This window comes from Caulobacter sp. GW822-FHT07D08, assembly GCF_058798735.1.
In genome coordinates, this window is sequence record NZ_JBXAKU010000001.1 from 812,073 (window position 1) to 827,306 (window position 15,234).

The window sequence follows — 15,234 nt, forward strand, 5'->3', positions numbered from 1 at the left end:
CCAATGGCAGGGCGGTTGCCCCTGGGGCCCGGACAGCCTCTTCGAGGCTTCCGGGATGACAAGTTTAGGGCGGCTTAGGCCCCGAGGATCCAGCCTTCTTCGGTCGAGGCGGCTTCCAGCGCGTTCTCGGAGAGGCCCTTCGGCGCGTCGAACAGCGCTCCCAGCTTGCCGGCTTCGTCCAGCTTGGCGAAGTGTTCGGCCAGGGTGCGCACCTGGGTCAGGTCCTTGACCTCGCCCGCCGTGGCCGTGATCTTCAGCAGCGACGGATAGACCTCGGCCGCCACCACGGCGACGCCCTCGAGGTCGGCCTCGGTCAGGGGCTTGAAGCCGGTCTCGAACGGCCACACCCGCACGGCCTCGCCGCGCGCGTCCTTCAGGCGGCGCACGGCCGGGATGCCCATGATCGCCTGACCGCCGACCGAGCCGTTGTAGTAGAGCTTCCAGATCGAGTGAGCCCCTTTGGCGGCTTCGTCGGCATGGCGGAACTCCGGCAGGTCGCCTTCGCCGTGCTCGCGCGGGCGCTTGGGCTGCAGGGTGGTCAGGGCGTCCTTGGGCGGGCAGCCCCAGAACGGGAAGGGGCCGCCGGTCAGGCGACGGTTGATCTCCGAGCCGACGCCGAAACGGTTGTTGGTATTGTCGGCCTTGTCCTTGACCATCTTGGCCAGCTGGTCCCAGACCGCGCGCCAGGGCGTTTCGCCCGGCAGCGAGAGCGCCTTGGAAAGCCCGCGCGGGAAGCCCAGCGGGAAGTCAAAGCCCACCAGGGCCCGCTCGCCGCGCTTCTTCAGGTCGTCCAGGACGGCGGCCAGGCGTGTCTCGGCCTCGCCGCGCGTGGCGGGGTTGTAGCTCTCGAAGATGAGGCGGAAGCGCACGTCGCGCTTGAGCACGCCGATCCAGATGGAGTCCGCGCCCGTCGTCGGCTTGGCCGCGGCGCTCCAGTCGACGATCACATAGGCGCTGAACAGACGCGACACGATACGCGGCTCCCCGGGAAGGACAGGAGCCGCGCTTCTACTCCGGCGCGAACCCCACGGCCAGCCCGCCGCTAAGCCCAAAAGAAAAAGAGCCTGTCCTTTCGGACAGGCTCTCGGGTGTTTGAGCGGCGGATCAGGCCGCGTCGCGGATCCGGGTGGTCGGGCCGATCGGGCGACCGTCGCGGGCGAACCAGCGGATCGGCGGCTCGCAGGCGCTGCCCAGGGCCGCGCGGACAATGGCCGGCGGACGGCGCTCCTCCGGGGTCATGAACAGGCCGTTGGTCTTCACTTTCAGGCCGGCGACCTTGTGGGCGCCCAGCATGGTCAGCGGTACGGCCAGGACCAGACCCAGCAGGATCGGGGCGGTCGAGGTGAACAGGTCCGGCGTGAACCAGAATACGCCGCCCAGAACCAGGCCCGTGACGCTGATCCAGCCCATGGCGGCGGTGGCCTCCTTGAAGGCGACCTTGTCGGCGTCGCGGCGCTGGGTGGCCCAGCCGCCGACCTTGCCGGCCATGATTTCCACGATGGCGCGGGTCTGGGTGAACATCAGCATCGGGGCGACGAGCGCCGAGAGCAGCATCTCGACGGCCAGGCCGGCGGCGACGCGGCGCTTGCCGCCAAAGCCCTTGATCTCGGCCTTGCGGCTGAAGACCAGGATCGAGCCCATGATCTTGGGTCCGAACAGCAGCAGGAAGGTGATGATCATGGCCCAGGCGGTGGCCTGGATCTCGCGCCAGTCAATCAGGGCGTGCGCCGCGGCCTGCAGGTCGGCCATGGTGAAGGCGGCCTTCTTCAGCTCGGGCATCAGGGCGCGCGAGGTAATGCCGGCCGTCAGGGCGATGAACCACAGCGGCGACAGGGCGTAGCTCAGCACGCCGATCACCAGGTGCAGGCGGCTCATCCAGTGCAGGCCGGGCAGGGCGACCAGCGGCACGTGCTGGACGTTGCCCCGGCACCAGCGGCGGTCGCGGGTGGCGAAGTCCAGCAGGTTCGAGGGGCTCTCCTCGTACGAGCCTTCCAGATAGGGGGCCAGATGGACGCTCCAGCCGCCGCGGCGCAGCAGGGCGCTTTCCAGGGCGTCATGGCTCATCACCTCGCCGCCGAAGGGCTTGGGGCCGTTGAGATGCGGCAGGCCGCAGGTCTCGGCGAAGGCGCGGGTGCGGACGATGGCGTTGTGGCCCCAGAAGGAGCTCTCCGACCCCGACCACCAGGCCAGGCCCGTCCAGGCGACGCGGCCGTACAGGCGCGTGGCGAACTGCAGGGTGCGGGCGAAGATCGTCTGGCCGTTGATGATCATCGGCATGGTCTGGATCAGGCCGGCGCCGGGGTGACGCTCCATGGCGTCGGCCAGGCGGACCATGGCCTCGCCGGTCATCAGGCTGTCGGCGTCCAGCACCAGCATGTGCTCGTAGGCGCTGCCCCAGCGGCGCACCCAGTCGGCGACGTTGCCGGCCTTGCGGCCGGTGTTTTCCTTGCGGACGCGATAGAAGACGTTGCTGTGGGCCTCGCGGCGGAAGCGGGCGAAGCAGGCCTGCTCGGCCAGGGCCACCTGAGCGTCGCGGGTGTCGCTGAGCACGAAGATGTCGAAGTGACGGCTCATGCCGGTCTCGGCGATCGAGGCGTCCATGGCGCGCAGGCGGGCGAAGACGGCGGCGGCGTCCTCGTTGTGCACCGGCATCAGGATGGCCGTGCGCGTGTGCAGCTTGGGCATCGGGGCCTCGCCGTCGATGCCGAGCGGATCCTTGGGCTTGCCCAGCAGGATCACGAAGCCGGCCACGGCGGTGCAGAACCATAGCGACAGGGCCAGGAACAGCGGGGCCAGCAGGGTCAGGACCACGCCTTCCAGGCGGGTGACGCCGCCCAGGGCGATGGTGTCGAAGGTGGCCTTCCAGCCGGCGAAGCCCATGGCGATCGTCGCCAGCGCCACGATCCAGCGGCGGAAGGTCATGTCGGCGACCAGGGCGGCGGCGCGGCGCGAACCGCCCTGCCAGAAGCCCAGCGGCTGAACCGGCATGGCTAGCGGCGCCTCGGCGGGGATTTCCACCGTCTCACGGCGAACGACCTGATCGAGGGTCACGCTCGTCGAGGAGCGCACGTCGAAGAGGCTGGAGCGATCGCTCATGTCTTGGAACTCGGGCTGTTTCGGCGTGGAGAGCCGCCGACTTCCCTTAGAGTAAAACCTCGATCACAAATTCGCTACCGGAAATCACGCGAATTTCGCAGTTGCGAGAAAAAACATCCTCAACGGCTTGGATGGGAGATGCTCGCTTGTTTGGGGATTTTCAATAAGCCATTGAATTTAAGACGTTCCGATGGCGATATGTAAGCTTGGCCATTCAAAATCCGGTTGAAAGCTCGGCCACACGGCTCATCACGTTAACGCCTCACGGGAATGCTTTCGAGCGCCGATTTGCCGCCAAACGGCGCATCGCCACGCGGGATTTCGGACCCTGGGCTCCGGATTCTCACGGGCGATCACGGAGCCGCGAGGTCAGGCCCGCACGACCTCGCGCAGAACCTTCAGCGTCTTCAGCAGCGCCGCCGCGCCGTCCAGCGGCAGGCAGCTGGGGCCGTCGCAGAGGGCCTTGTCCGGATCGGGGTGGAACTCCAGGAACACCGCGTCGGCGCCGGCCGCCACCGCGGCCTTGGCGATGATCGGCACGCCGGAGCGGCGGCCGCCCGTCGAGGCGCCGCCCGTGCGGGGGTCCGCGCCCGGCAGCTGCACGGCGTGGGTGGCGTCGATCGAGACCGGCACGCCCAGGGCCTGCATCTCGGCGATGCCCAGCATGTCGACCACCAGGTTGTTGTAGCCGAACGAGGCGCCGCGCTCGCACAGCACGATCTCCAGGTCCGGCGCGGCCTCGCGGGCCTTGCTGATGATGTTCTTGCAGTCCCAGGGCGCGATGAACTGCGCCTTCTTGGCGTGCATGATCCCTTGCTGGGCGGCCGTGGCCTTGGCGGCGGCGACGATCAGGTCGGTCTGGCGCACCAGGAAGGCGGGGATCTGGACCAGGTCGGCGACGGCGGCGACCGGTTCGGCCTGTTCGACCTCGTGCAGGTCGGTGGCGATCGGTACGTTCAGCTGACGCTTGACCTCGGCCAGGATCTTGAGGCCCTCGGTCAGGCCCGGACCGCGATAGCTCTTGATCGACGAGCGGTTGGCCTTGTCGAAGCTGGCCTTGAAAATATAGGGCAGGCCCAGCTCGGTCGTGACCGCCTTCAGTTCGCGGCCGACCTCCAGCGCCAGGTCCAGGTTCTCCAGCACGTTCAGGCCCGCGATCACGGCCAGCGGCTGGCCGTCGCCGATCGCGATGTTCCAGCGCTTGAGATGGGCGACGGGCATGGGAATCTCCTGGGAGTAGATGGCGACATCTACCCCCAGGAGCGGGGCGGGAACTAGCCCAGTTTCACCAGCATCTTGCCCATGTTCTCGCCCGAGAACAGCTTGATGAAGGCGTCCGGCGCGCGCTCGACGCCCTCTTCGACGGTCTCCTTCCAGGTGATTTTCCCGGCCTTGATCCACTCGCCCATGTCCTTGGCGAACTGCGGATAGAGGTCGTAATGGTTGGAGACGATGAAGCCTTCCAGCCGCAGGCTCTTGCCGACGGCCAGGATGATGTTGGACGGACCTTCGGCCTTACCGGTCTCGTTGTATTGCGAGATCATCCCGCACAGGGCGAAGCGGGCGAACGGGCGGGCCGAGTTGATGGCCGCCTCGAGGTGGACGCCGCCGACGTTCTCGAAATAGACGTCGATCCCCTTGGGGGCGACCTTGGCCAGCTCGGCGACGACGTCGGGGGTGGCCTTGTAGTCGATGACGTGATCGACGCCGATGGACTTCAGGAACGCGACCTTCTCCGGGCCGCCCGCCGAGCCGATGACGGTGTGGCCCTTCAGCTTGGCGATCTGGCAGACCACCGAGCCCACCGCGCCGGCGGCGGCCGAGACGAACACCACGTCGCCGTCTTTCAGCGCCGCGACGCGCAGCAGGCCGACATAGGCGGTCAGGCCGGGCATGCCGGCCACGCCGAGGAAGGCCTGCGGCGGCACGCCGTGGGTGTCGATCTTGGTGATCGCGCCCATGCCGGCGGCGGCCAGCGCCTTGGGGTTGGCGTTGAACGCCTCGCGCCAGCCGAACATCGAGTTGACGATATCGCCCGGCTTGAAATCCGGATCGTTGGAGACGACGACCTCGCCGATCGCGCCGCCCTGCAGGGCCTGGCCGATCTGGAACGGCGGCACATAGCTGGGACGATCATACATGCGGCCGCGCATATAGGGATCGACCGACATCCAGAGGTTCCTGACCTGGACCTCGCCGTCGCCCGGCGCGGGCAGCTCGACGGTGGCCAGGTCGAAGTCGGAGACCTTGGGCACGCCCACGGGACGGCTCTTCAGGCGAATTTCGCGCGACGTGGTCATGGTCTTCCTCCAGCGGCTCTTGGCGAGCGTTGCTAATTTAAACGGATGTTTAGCGCGTCCTTACGGAAGGCTCCAGTGCTTCTAAGCGTCGCCGAAGCGGAGTAGACAGCGGGCCATGACCCAGACTCTGCCTCCTTCCTCTTCCCTCCGGGCGGGCGTCGTCGGCGCCGGAGTGTTCGGCGGCTATCACGCCAAGAAGTACGTCGAGCTGGACGGCGTGACCCTGGTCGGCGTGTTCGACATCGACCTGGCGCGCGCTCAGGCGCTGGCCGAGCCGCTGGGCGCCCAGGGCTTCGACGACATGGACGCCTTCCTGGCCGCCGTCGACGTGGTCACGGTCGCCGCGCCCGCCGTCCACCACGCCGAAGCGGCGCTGAAGGCGCTGAAAGCGGGCAAGCCGGTCTATTGTGAAAAGCCCCTGGCCGTGACGCCGGAGGACGCCGACCGGATGGTCGCCGCCGCCGCCAAGGCCGGGGTCCCGCTGGCCTGCGGTCACCAGGAACGGGTGGTGTTCCAGGCCATGGGCCTGCTGGACATTCCCGAGCAGCCGCTGCGCCTGGAAGCCGTGCGACGGGGCGTGCCTTCGGACCGCAATCTCGACGTCTCGGTGGTGCTGGACCTGATGATCCACGACATCGATCTCGCCCTGGCCCTGTGCGAGGCCCAGCCCATGACCGTGGACGGCGAAGGGGGGATCACCCGCTCGACCTCGCTCGATTGGGTGAAGGTCGAGGCGATGTTCGAGAACGGCTTCATCGCCGTGTTCGACAGCTCCCGCGTCGCCGAGGCCCGCGAGCGGACCATGAAGGTCGTCTACCCGTCGGGCGAGGTCGAGATCGACTTCCTCACCCGCGCCTTCCGCAACACCACCCCGTTCCCGCTGATCGAGAACTTCACCGAGACCCCGGCCGGCAAGGACCCCCTGGGCCTGTCGGTCGCCGGCTTCCTCGCGGCCGTGCGCGGCGAGGCCTCGCGTCCGGTCGTGACGGGCGAAGAGGCCGCCCGGGCGCTGGACCTGGCGCTGGCGGTGGAGCAGGCGGCCGAGGGCTGACCCGCCCCGCTACAGGCTGACCTGAGCCCCCAGCTCCACCACCCGTCCCGGCGGCAGGTGGAAGAAGGTGGTGGGGTCGGCCGCGTTGCGGGTCAGGAAAGTGAAGAGCTTGCGCTTCCAGGCGGGCAGGGCGTCGGCGGCCACCGACGGCACGATCGTGCGGCGGCTGACGAAGAACGACGTGCTCATGATGTCGAACTTCAGGCCCTGCTTGCGGCAGGCCGCCAGGGCCTGCGGGATGTTCGGGCTCTCCATGTAGCCGTAGCGCACGGTGACCAGCGAGAAGCGGTCGTCGAGGGTCTTGATCTCGATGCGCTGGTCGTCAGGCACATAGGGCGTGGTCTCGTTGACGACCTTCAGCAGCACGTTGCGCTCGTGCAGGACCTTGAAGTGCTTGAGGCTGTGCATCAGGGCCGGCGGCGTCGTCTCCGGGTCCGAGGTCAGATAGACGGCCGTGCCCGGCGTCGCGGCGGCCGGACGGCGGGCGATCATCTCGCGGAAGTCGGCGAAGGGCAGGCCGTCCTTGTTGAGCTTCCTGCGCAGGCGCTCGGTGGCGCTGACGAAGATCGACATCAGCAGGCACAGGCCCGCGCCCAGGGCCAGGGGCGCCCAGCCGCCCGTCAGCACCTTCAGCAGATTGGCGACGAAGAAGGTCAGGTCCAGGGCGAACAGCGGCACGATCAGGGCCAGGGCCGCCAGCAGGCTCCAGTTCCAGACGTGGCGCACGACGATGTAGGCCAGCAGGGTGGTCACCACCATCGTGCCGGTCACCGAGATGCCGTAGGCGTGCGACAGGGCGCTGGACGAGCGGAACGACAGCACCACCAGGACGACGCCGACGAACAGCAGCCAGTTGATCGGCGCGACATAGATCTGGCCGGCCTCGGTGGTCGAGGTGATCTTGATGTCCATGCGCGGCAGGAGGCCCAGCTGGATCGCCTGCTGGGTCAGCGAGAAGGCGCCCGTGATCACCGCCTGGCTGGCGATGACCGTGGCGACGCCCGAGAACAGCACCAGGGCCAGCCGCCACTGATGCGGGGCCAGCTGGAAGAACCAGTCGGCGTTCGGCAGGGCCGTTCCCGCGGCCTCGGCGGCGGTCAGGGCCTGTGAGGCCAGGGCGGCCTGGCCGAAATAGTTCAGGGCCAGCATCGGCAGGGCCAGGCCGAACCACGACATCTGGATCGGGCCACGGCCGAAATGGCCCATGTCGGCGGTCAGGGCCTCGGCCCCGGTGACGGTCAGGAACACCGCGCCCATGACCAGGAAGCCGGTCAGTCCGTGATGGGTCAGGAAATAGATGGCGTAGGTCGGCGAGATCGCCGTCAGCACGCTGGGATCGTCCTTGATGTGCCAGACGCCCAGGGCGCCCAGGCACAGGAACCAGCACACCATGATCGGACCGAAGACGCCGGCCACCTTGGCCGTGCCCTTGGCCTGGAAGGCGAAGAGGGCGGTCAGGATCACCAGGCTGGTGACGATCACCTCCTGGGCGCCGAACCAGCCGGAGAAGCCGCGCACCGACTTCAGGCCCTCGACCGCCGACAGCACCGAGATGGCCGGGGTGATCACCCCGTCGCCGTAGAACAGCGCCGCGCCGATGGCGCCGAGGGCGAAGATCAGGCCCGTGCGACCTTTCGCGCCTTGCTGGGCCAGGGCCATCAGCGACAGCACGCCGCCTTCGCCCTTGTTGGAGGCGCGCATCAGGAACAGGACGTACTTGACCGTCACGACCAGGATCAGCGCCCACAGGGCCAGGGACAGCACGCCCATGATCTCGGGTCGCACCAGGCCGTCGCGGGCGGCCTCCTCCAGCGCGTCGCGGAAGGCATAGAGGGGGCTGGTGCCGATGTCGCCGAACACGACGCCCACGCTGCCCAGCGCCAACGGCCAGAAACGCGACGCCGCGTGGCCGTGGTTGGGAGCTTGAGTTGTCGGGGTGGCAGAGTCGGACGCGGCGAGGGGGTCTTTACCCGCCATGCAAGCTCGAAGCTCCAAAGCGCCAGCTCACGGCCGGCGGCGGCGATTTACGCGCGTCGCCGCGTCGCAGCAATCGAAATTCGACGGATCGGCGTTTCCGTTGCCGTAAGCGTGATCAGTCGTCGAGATCGAAGGGCAGTTCATCCTGATCGACGGCGGTGTCGCGGCGGGCCTTGGAGACGGGCTTGTAGGTCGGCGTCGCCGGCGGGGCGAGGACGTCGTCGTCCGCGTCGTCCCACGGCGGATCCTCGAACATGTCGGGTTCGGCCACCGGCTTCGGCGCGGGAGCCGGGACCGGAGCCATCGGCCGCGAGACCGGACGCGCCGGCGCGGCGCGCGGCGCGCCGTCGAACGACGAGCGTCGGGCCAGCGGCGGCGGGGTGTCGGGTAGGGGCGGGGGGGCGCGGAAATCGTCCTCGTCGTCCTCGTCGTAATCCAAGGACTCGGGCGGTTCGGGCGGCGGCGCGGGGCGGGCGGCGACCACCGGGGCGGGCTCCGGCTTCATGGGGCGCGGCGGCAGCGGCCGGCGGACGATGGCCTCGCAACGGGCCAGCCAGCGGTTAGCCTCCTGCATCAGCTCGCCGGGCGAGCGGCTCTCACGGCGCTGTTCGTCGCCGGGGGCCCAGAGCTCGAGGGCGAAGTCCGGATGGCGCGGATCATCGAAGACCAGGCGCAGGGTGACCGACTGGGCCTGGGGCGCGACATGGTCGATGGCCCGCCGGCCTTCGCCCCGGAAGACGCGACCCATGACCTGGCCGTCGACCAGCAACTCGGCCCCCATCAGCTCGTCCAGGCGATAGATCAGGCACCAGGCGCCCCGGTCCCAGGCCACCGCCAGCAGGTTGGTCGAGAACGAGAAGCCCGCGCCCCGGCCCCGGCCGCGCGCCACGATGAAGCCTTCCGGATCGCTCTTCAGCACGTTGCGCAGGGCCCGGCGCAGACGCCGGTCCTCGTCGCCGTACCAGATGGCCAGGCTGCCCAGGAACGTCACCGCCGAGCCGGCGATGGCCACGAACAGCAAAAGACGCGCGAGTTCGCTCATAGTGAGGTCAGGCTAGCGGGAGTCCTGATTCCGCGACAGAGGGGCTATGGGGCCCTTAGTCGCGGAAGTGGCCGACGACCGGCACGTGGTCGGACGGCTTTTCCTTGTCGCGCTCGTCGCGGTGGATGACGACGTCCGTCAGGCGGTCGACGGCCTGGGGCGAGCACAGCAGGTGATCGATGCGAATCCCGAGGTTCCGGGGCCAGGCGCCGGCCTGGTAGTCCCAGAAGGTGTAGCCGCCCGGCGCCCCGTCGACCTGCATGTAGGCGTCGGTGAAGCCCAGGTTCTTCAGCGCCCGGAACGCGCCGCGGCTCTCGGGCTGGAACAGGGCGTCGCCAAGCCAGGCCTCGGGATTGGCCACGTCCTCGGCCTCGGGGATGACGTTGTAGTCGCCCAGGATGACCAGCGGCTCCTCGAAGGCCAGCAGGCCTTGGGCGTGAGCGTGCAGGCGGCGCATCCAGGCCAGCTTGTAGTCGAACTTCTCGGTCCCGATCGGATTGCCGTTGGGCAGGTAGATGCCGACCACGCGGAACGGGACCGGCGCGGCGATCACCGCCTCGACATAGCGCGACTGCTCGTCGACTTCGTCTTCCGACAGGAAGGGCAGCCCCTTACGGACGTCCTCGATCGGGAACTTCGAAAGCAGGGCGACGCCGTTATAGGTCTTCTGGCCGTGGACGACGACATTGTAGCCCAGCCGCTCGAAGGCTTCGGTGGGGAACTTCTCGTCGACGCACTTGATCTCCTGCAGCACGGCCACGTCCGGGGTTTCCGATTCGAACCAAGCCAGCACGCCTTCCAGGCGAGCGTTGATCGAATTGACGTTCCAAGTGGCGATACGCATTGACGGCTCCAGACTGCGGCGGGAGGCTAGGGCTCATGAAGGTCGCGCTCAAGTCAGCTGGCAAGCCAATCGATCGAAGACAGCTCGCGCTCATGGTGCTGGCTACCGGCGCGTGCCTGGCCTTCGCAGCGATCGGCGCGATCCTGGCCATCTTCACGCCGCTGGTCTTCGACCGGGCGGGCAACATGCTGAACCCGATCGCCTGGCTGGGCTTCGTGTTCGGCGCGTTGTTCTGGGCGGTGTGCCTGCTGTCGCCGCTGGCCGGCTGGATCCTGTGGCGCAAGGGCCATATGACCTTCGCCTGGGCCGCCATGGCCGCGCCGCTGGCCTGGGGCGCGCTGACGCTGACGCTGCTGCAGTTCGTGCCGGCTTAAATAGAGAAACTGACCCCGCAGCCGCAGCTGGACTTGGCGTTCGGGTTGCGAACGCGGAACTCCGCCCCGGCCAGTTCGTCGACGAAGTCGATCTCCGAACCCTTCAACAGGGCCAAGGAGACGACATCGACCAGGGCCACGGCGTCGTCGCGCTCGACCTTCAGGTCATCGTCTTCGACGGCGTCGACCAGGTCGAAGCGGTACTGGAAGCCGGAGCATCCGCCGCCATCGACGGCGACGCGCAGCATCAGGGGGCGGCCCTCGCTGGCGGCGATGGCCTTGATCCGACGCGCGGCGTTTTCGGAAAGCGTTAAGTCTACTTGGGTCATGGCTGTGGAAAACTCACCTCAGGCCTATATGAGGGTGACGCGGCCTCTACGGAAGGGGCCAAATCGTCCAACGCGATAAAGGCGGTTCATGACCTCGACCCCGTACTTCGTCCCGCGCGCGCCCTACGCCGAAGATCCGTTCAAGTCTCGGGGCCGTCGGTTCAAGGAGGACGAGAGCCGCACGCGCACGCCGTTCGCGCGCGATCGCGACCGCATCATTCACACCTCGGCCTTCCGCCGGCTGAAGGAAAAGACCCAGGTCTTCGTGGCGCACGAGGGCGACAATTTCCGCACGCGCCTGACCCACTCGCTGGAAGTGGCGCAGGTGGCGCGCTCGCTGGCCACGGCCCTGGGCCTCGACAGTGACCTGGCCGAGACCATCGCCCTGGGGCACGACATCGGCCACCCGCCGTTCGGCCACGCCGGCGAGGACGAGCTTGAGCAGCAGATGAAGGATTTCGGCGGCTTCGACCACAACGTCCAGACCTTCCGGGTGGTGACCGAGCTCGAGCACCGCTATCCGGACTTTCTAGGCCTGAACCTGACCTGGGAGACCCTGGAAGGGATCATCAAGCACAACGGCCCGGTCACGAATAAGCTGGGCAAGCCCTCCTGGAAGGCGATCCAGAAGTACGACGCTGAGTACGACCTCGGCTTGAACACCTGGGCGTCGGCCGAAGCGCAGGTCGCGGCCCTGGCCGACGACATCGCGTATAACAATCACGACGTCGACGACGGCGTCACCGCGGGCCTGTTCACCCTGGACGAGCTGATGGACGTGCCGCTGATCGGCCCGATCCTGGCGGCCGTGAAGAGCGAACGTCCCGACCTCGACCCGCGCCTGACCCACCTGGAAGCCATTCGCCGCATGATCGGCGCGATGATCGACGACGTGATGGGCGAGACCCTGCAGCGCGCGGCGGCCACCGGCGTTGGTTCGGCCGACGACGTCCGGGCCCTGGACCACGCCCTGGTCGCCTTCTCGCCGGACATGGCCGAGGACCTGGCTCGCCTGCGCGCCTTCCTGCACGAGCGCATGTACCGCCACTGGCGCGTCAACCGCACGCGCAGCCAGGCTCGCCGTATTCTGGGCGAAATGTTCGCGCTATTCCTGAAGGAGCCGGAGGTCCTGCCGACCATCTGGTTCGCCAAGTCGCAGAACCGCGACGAAGCCGGCCGCGCCCGCGTGGTATGTGATTACATCGCGGGCATGACCGACCGCTTCGCGATAGAAGAACACCGCAAGCTGTTCCACCTGGACGTCTGGAACTAGGCCTTCGGGCCAGGGATCCGGAACGTGGGCGCGAGCGGCCGATCGTCTGCCACCTGAGCGGGGCGGACGCTTCTTGGACGGGCCGCCGTTGGGTAACCTAGGGTCGCGCGCGTCTGATTCGATGCGTTCGACCTGTGCGCCCTTGTTTGGACGCCCGAGAGTATCTGGAGCCTAGCCGAGATGTCCGATCCGCACCGCGGGGCCTATACGCCGCCCACCGACGCGCCGCTGTCGTTCGATGCGCGTCAGCCCGTGCGAGGCGCGCGCCCGCTGCCCATGACCCTGATCATCAGCGCGGTGGTGCTGGTGACCCTCGTTGTCGGGGTGATCCTGGTCTATCGCGGCGGCGTGCGGAACCCGAACGATCCGCCGCAGGCCGTCGGGACCGAAGTGGCCCAGATGAAGACCCCGCCGCCGGCCGGCAGCCAGCCGCAGGATCCGGCCGCGGGTCTGCAAATCTATCACAACGAGGATCCGCAGCCGTCGACCACCTTCGCCGCGCCGCCCGAGGCGCCGCAGGCCCGTCCGGCCGCGCCGGTCGCCAGCGCCCCGGTGCAGACCGCCGCCCTGCCGGCCGCCAAGCCCGCGCAGACCGCACGGCAGCCGGCCCCAACCATCGAATCCCTGGCGACCGCCGCCGCCCAGAAGCCGGCGCCCAAGCCTGTGCAACTGGCCGCCGCCGCGCCCGCCAAGCCGGTCGCCGCGACCCCGGCCGCCGCATCGGGCGGCCCCGCCATGGTGCAGATCGGCGCCCTGTCGTCTCCGGCCCTGGCCGACAAGGCCTGGACCGACGCGACCCGCCTGGCCCCGGGCCTGGCCGCCGGCAAGGGCAAGAAGGTCGAGGCGATCGACAAGAACGGCACGACGCTCTACCGCACCTCGGTGACCGGCTTCGCCTCGCGTGAAGCGGCCAAGGCCTTCTGCGAGGCGATCTCGGCCTCGGGCAAGTCCTGCTTCGTGAAGTAAGGAGTTACCCCTTTGAGCACCTCTTCCGCCGCTATCCTCGGCTGCGCCGGGACCACGCTGACGGCCGAAGAGGTCGCTTTCTTCCGGGACGTGAAGCCGTGGGGCTTCATCCTGTTCAAGCGTAACATCGCTGATCCGGAGCAGGTGAGGGCGCTGACCGCCGCCCTGCGCGCCACGGTCGGCCGTGACGACGCCCCCATCCTGATCGACCAGGAGGGCGGCCGCGTCGCCCGTCTGCAGCCGCCGCACTGGCGCATCTATCCGCCCGGCCGGGCCTACGGCGAGCTGGTGGCGAACGATCCGTTGACGGCGCGCGAAATCACCCGCCTGGGCTCGCGGCTGATCGCCCATGACCTGCGCTCGATCGGGATCAATGTCGACTGCGTGCCGGTGCTGGACGTGCCGGACCCCCAGGGCCATGAGATTATCGGCGACCGCGCCTATGGCGACACGCCCGAGCAGGTGGCGACCCTGGGCCGCGCCGCGGCCGAAGGCCTGCTGGCCGGCGGCGTCCTGCCGATCATCAAGCACATCCCCGGCCACGGCCGCGCGCTGAGCGACAGCCACCTGGAGCTGCCGGTGGTCAAGGCCAAGCTGCTCGAGCTGGACATCCGCGACTTCGCGCCGTTCCGGGTGCTGTCCGACATGCCAATGGCGATGACCGCCCACGTCGTCTACTCGGCCATCGACCGCAACCGTCCGGCCACGACGTCGAAGAAGGTGATCAAGAAGATCATTCGTGAATCCATCGGCTTCGACGGACTTCTGATGAGCGACGACCTGTCGATGAAGGCGCTGAGCGGCGACTTCAAGCAGCGGGCCAAGGACAGCCTGTCGGCCGGCTGCGACGTCGTCCTGCACTGCAACGGCGACATGGCCGAGATGAAGGCCGTGATGTCCGGCGTCGGCCGGCTGGGCAAGGAGGCCCGCCGCCGGGCCCAGGCCGTCATGGGCCGCCTGGTCAAGGTCCCCGAGCCCTTCGACGTGGCCGAGGCCCGCGCCCGCTTCGACGCCGCGTTTGACGGCAAATACGCTTGAGCACGGGCTTCCAGCCGACCTTCGACTTCGCGGCCGCCAACGAGGCGGCCGAGGACGGCGCGGCGCTGGTCATCGACATCGACGGCTATGAAGGCCCGCTGCACGTGCTGCTAGCCCTGGCGCGCAGCCAGAAGGTCGACCTGCTGCAGCTGTCGATCACCAAGCTGGCCGAGCAGTACCTGGCCTTCGTGCAGCAGGCTCGCCGCGTGCGTTTCGCCCTGGCGGCCGACTACCTCGTCATGGCCGCCTGGCTGGCCTACCTCAAGTCCCGCCTGCTGCTACCCAAGCCCGAGCGCGCCAAGGCCGAGGAGCCGCCGGCCGAGGAAATGGCCGCCCAGCTGGCCTTCCGCCTCGCCAAGCTGGACGTGATGCGCAAGGCCGTCGAGGCGCTGAAGGACCGCCCGATCCTGGGCCGCGACGTCTTCATGCGTGGCGATCCCGAGGCGGTGAAGATCGTCTCCTCGACCCGGCTGGAGGGCGATCTCTACGGCCTGATGAGCGCCTACATCACCCAGCGCAAGCGCGAGCACAGCCGCCACTACGCCCCGCGTCCGCCGACCGCCTATCCGCTGGAAGACGCCCGCGACCGCCTGCGTAGCCTGCTGCCGAAGATGGACGACTGGACGGTCCTCTCCACCGTCGCTCCGATCGAGCGGGCGCTGGAGGAGGAGGACGGCCCCACGCCCGCCTCCTACCTGGCCTCGACCCTGTCGGCCTCGCTGGAGCTGGTGAAGGAGGGCATTCTGGAGGCGCGGCAGATGGGGGCGTTCGAGGACATCTACTTGCGGACCAGGGCGGAGCCGCTGGAGGCATTGGAGTGAGCCTTTCCCTCCATCCGATCTCCCCGGCGAAAGTCGGGGCCCAGGTCGAACCCTCCAGCCTCCGACAATCCGACAGGGCGCATCTCGGATCATCGAAAGCCGCTCAAGCTGACTCTGGGCCCC

Annotated in this window: 14 protein-coding genes; 6 read left to right on the plus strand and 8 right to left on the minus strand. The window is 68.5% G+C overall.

The window, feature by feature from the left end; genetic code table 11:
• Positions 1-74: 74 nt before the first annotated feature.
• The 4 genes from AC1RJ9_RS03670 to AC1RJ9_RS03685 form a co-directional block, all read right to left on the minus strand.
• Positions 75-971 (minus strand): cobalamin biosynthesis protein CbiG, encoded by an 897-nt coding sequence (locus AC1RJ9_RS03670; protein ID WP_492834604.1) that lies wholly within the window; start codon positions 969-971, stop codon positions 75-77.
• Positions 972-1,104: 133 nt separating this feature from the next.
• Positions 1,105-3,096 (minus strand): glucans biosynthesis glucosyltransferase MdoH, encoded by a 1,992-nt coding sequence (gene mdoH / locus AC1RJ9_RS03675; protein WP_492834602.1) that lies wholly within the window; start codon positions 3,094-3,096, stop codon positions 1,105-1,107.
• A 369-nt stretch (positions 3,097-3,465) separates the two neighbouring features.
• The gene (gene kdsA, locus AC1RJ9_RS03680; protein ID WP_492834600.1) at positions 3,466-4,317 is read right to left on the minus strand and encodes a 3-deoxy-8-phosphooctulonate synthase; all 852 of its coding nucleotides are present in this window, start codon (positions 4,315-4,317) and stop codon (positions 3,466-3,468) included.
• 53 nt (positions 4,318-4,370) lie between these two features.
• Positions 4,371-5,396 carry an NADP-dependent oxidoreductase gene (locus AC1RJ9_RS03685; RefSeq protein ID WP_492834598.1) on the minus strand — a complete coding sequence of 342 codons (1,026 nt, stop codon included), beginning with the start codon at positions 5,394-5,396 and terminating at the stop codon, positions 4,371-4,373.
• Between the two features lie 115 nt (positions 5,397-5,511).
• On the opposite strand from AC1RJ9_RS03685, the gene AC1RJ9_RS03690 reads away from it, so the two are divergent.
• Positions 5,512-6,447 (plus strand): Gfo/Idh/MocA family protein, encoded by a 936-nt coding sequence (locus AC1RJ9_RS03690; RefSeq protein WP_492834596.1) that lies wholly within the window; start codon positions 5,512-5,514, stop codon positions 6,445-6,447.
• 9 nt (positions 6,448-6,456) lie between these two features.
• Here the strand turns inward: AC1RJ9_RS03690 and AC1RJ9_RS03695 are convergent, their stop codons facing one another.
• The 3 genes from AC1RJ9_RS03695 to xth all read right to left on the minus strand — a co-directional run bounded on the left by AC1RJ9_RS03695 (position 6,457) and on the right by xth (position 10,310).
• On the minus strand, positions 6,457-8,424 hold the full coding sequence (locus AC1RJ9_RS03695) for a potassium transporter Kup (protein ID WP_492834594.1): 1,968 nt from the start codon (positions 8,422-8,424) through the stop codon (positions 6,457-6,459).
• A gap of 115 nt (positions 8,425-8,539) precedes the next feature.
• Positions 8,540-9,466 carry a hypothetical protein gene (locus tag AC1RJ9_RS03700; protein WP_492834592.1) on the minus strand — a complete coding sequence of 309 codons (927 nt, stop codon included), beginning with the start codon at positions 9,464-9,466 and terminating at the stop codon, positions 8,540-8,542.
• Positions 9,467-9,521: 55 nt separating this feature from the next.
• Entirely contained in the window at positions 9,522-10,310 is a 789-nt protein-coding gene (xth, locus tag AC1RJ9_RS03705; RefSeq protein WP_492834590.1) for an exodeoxyribonuclease III, read from the minus strand.
• Here xth and AC1RJ9_RS03710 point away from each other — a divergent pair.
• Entirely contained in the window at positions 10,310-10,684 is a 375-nt protein-coding gene (locus AC1RJ9_RS03710) for a hypothetical protein (RefSeq protein WP_492834588.1), read from the plus strand. The genes xth and AC1RJ9_RS03710 overlap by 1 nt on opposite strands.
• Here the strand turns inward: AC1RJ9_RS03710 and erpA are convergent.
• Positions 10,681-11,013, minus strand: coding sequence for an iron-sulfur cluster insertion protein ErpA (gene erpA, locus AC1RJ9_RS03715; RefSeq protein ID WP_125156543.1), 333 nt, complete (start codon positions 11,011-11,013; stop codon positions 10,681-10,683). The two genes, AC1RJ9_RS03710 and erpA, sit on opposite strands and share 4 nt — an antisense overlap.
• Positions 11,014-11,101: 88 nt before the next feature.
• Here erpA and AC1RJ9_RS03720 point away from each other — a divergent pair, with 88 nt between their 5' ends.
• The 4 genes from AC1RJ9_RS03720 (at position 11,102) to AC1RJ9_RS03735 (ending at position 15,111) form a co-directional block, all read left to right on the plus strand.
• Positions 11,102-12,286 carry a deoxyguanosinetriphosphate triphosphohydrolase gene (locus AC1RJ9_RS03720; RefSeq protein ID WP_492834586.1) on the plus strand — a complete coding sequence of 395 codons (1,185 nt, stop codon included), beginning with the start codon at positions 11,102-11,104 and terminating at the stop codon, positions 12,284-12,286.
• Between the two features lie 180 nt (positions 12,287-12,466).
• The gene (ftsN, locus tag AC1RJ9_RS03725; RefSeq protein ID WP_492834584.1) at positions 12,467-13,252 is read left to right on the plus strand and encodes a cell division protein FtsN; all 786 of its coding nucleotides are present in this window, start codon (positions 12,467-12,469) and stop codon (positions 13,250-13,252) included.
• Positions 13,253-13,264: 12 nt separating this feature from the next.
• A complete protein-coding gene (gene nagZ / locus AC1RJ9_RS03730) occupies positions 13,265-14,290 on the plus strand; it encodes a beta-N-acetylhexosaminidase (RefSeq protein WP_492834583.1) in 1,026 nt (341 codons plus the stop codon).
• On the plus strand, positions 14,287-15,111 hold the full coding sequence (locus AC1RJ9_RS03735; RefSeq protein ID WP_492834581.1) for a segregation and condensation protein A: 825 nt from the start codon (positions 14,287-14,289) through the stop codon (positions 15,109-15,111). The genes nagZ and AC1RJ9_RS03735 overlap by 4 nt, the downstream gene beginning before the upstream one ends.
• Positions 15,112-15,234: the final 123 nt, after the last annotated feature.

Excerpts from the sequence above, each read along its gene's own strand:
- AC1RJ9_RS03700 (WP_492834592.1), bottom strand. The coding sequence starts at position 9,466 with ATGAGCGAACTCGCGCGTCTTTTGCTGTTCGTGGCCATCGCCGGCTCG.
- kdsA (WP_492834600.1), bottom strand. The coding sequence starts at position 4,317 with ATGCCCGTCGCCCATCTCAAGCGCTGGAACATCGCGATCGGCGACGGC.
- xth (WP_492834590.1), bottom strand. The coding sequence starts at position 10,310 with ATGCGTATCGCCACTTGGAACGTCAATTCGATCAACGCTCGCCTGGAA.
- mdoH (WP_492834602.1), bottom strand. The coding sequence starts at position 3,096 with ATGAGCGATCGCTCCAGCCTCTTCGACGTGCGCTCCTCGACGAGCGTG.
- AC1RJ9_RS03685 (WP_492834598.1), bottom strand. The coding sequence starts at position 5,396 with ATGACCACGTCGCGCGAAATTCGCCTGAAGAGCCGTCCCGTGGGCGTG.
- AC1RJ9_RS03690 (WP_492834596.1), top strand. The coding sequence starts at position 5,512 with ATGACCCAGACTCTGCCTCCTTCCTCTTCCCTCCGGGCGGGCGTCGTC.
- AC1RJ9_RS03695 (WP_492834594.1), bottom strand. The coding sequence starts at position 8,424 with ATGGCGGGTAAAGACCCCCTCGCCGCGTCCGACTCTGCCACCCCGACA.
- erpA (WP_125156543.1), bottom strand. The coding sequence starts at position 11,013 with ATGACCCAAGTAGACTTAACGCTTTCCGAAAACGCCGCGCGTCGGATC.
- AC1RJ9_RS03720 (WP_492834586.1), top strand. The coding sequence starts at position 11,102 with ATGACCTCGACCCCGTACTTCGTCCCGCGCGCGCCCTACGCCGAAGAT.
- ftsN (WP_492834584.1), top strand. The coding sequence starts at position 12,467 with ATGTCCGATCCGCACCGCGGGGCCTATACGCCGCCCACCGACGCGCCG.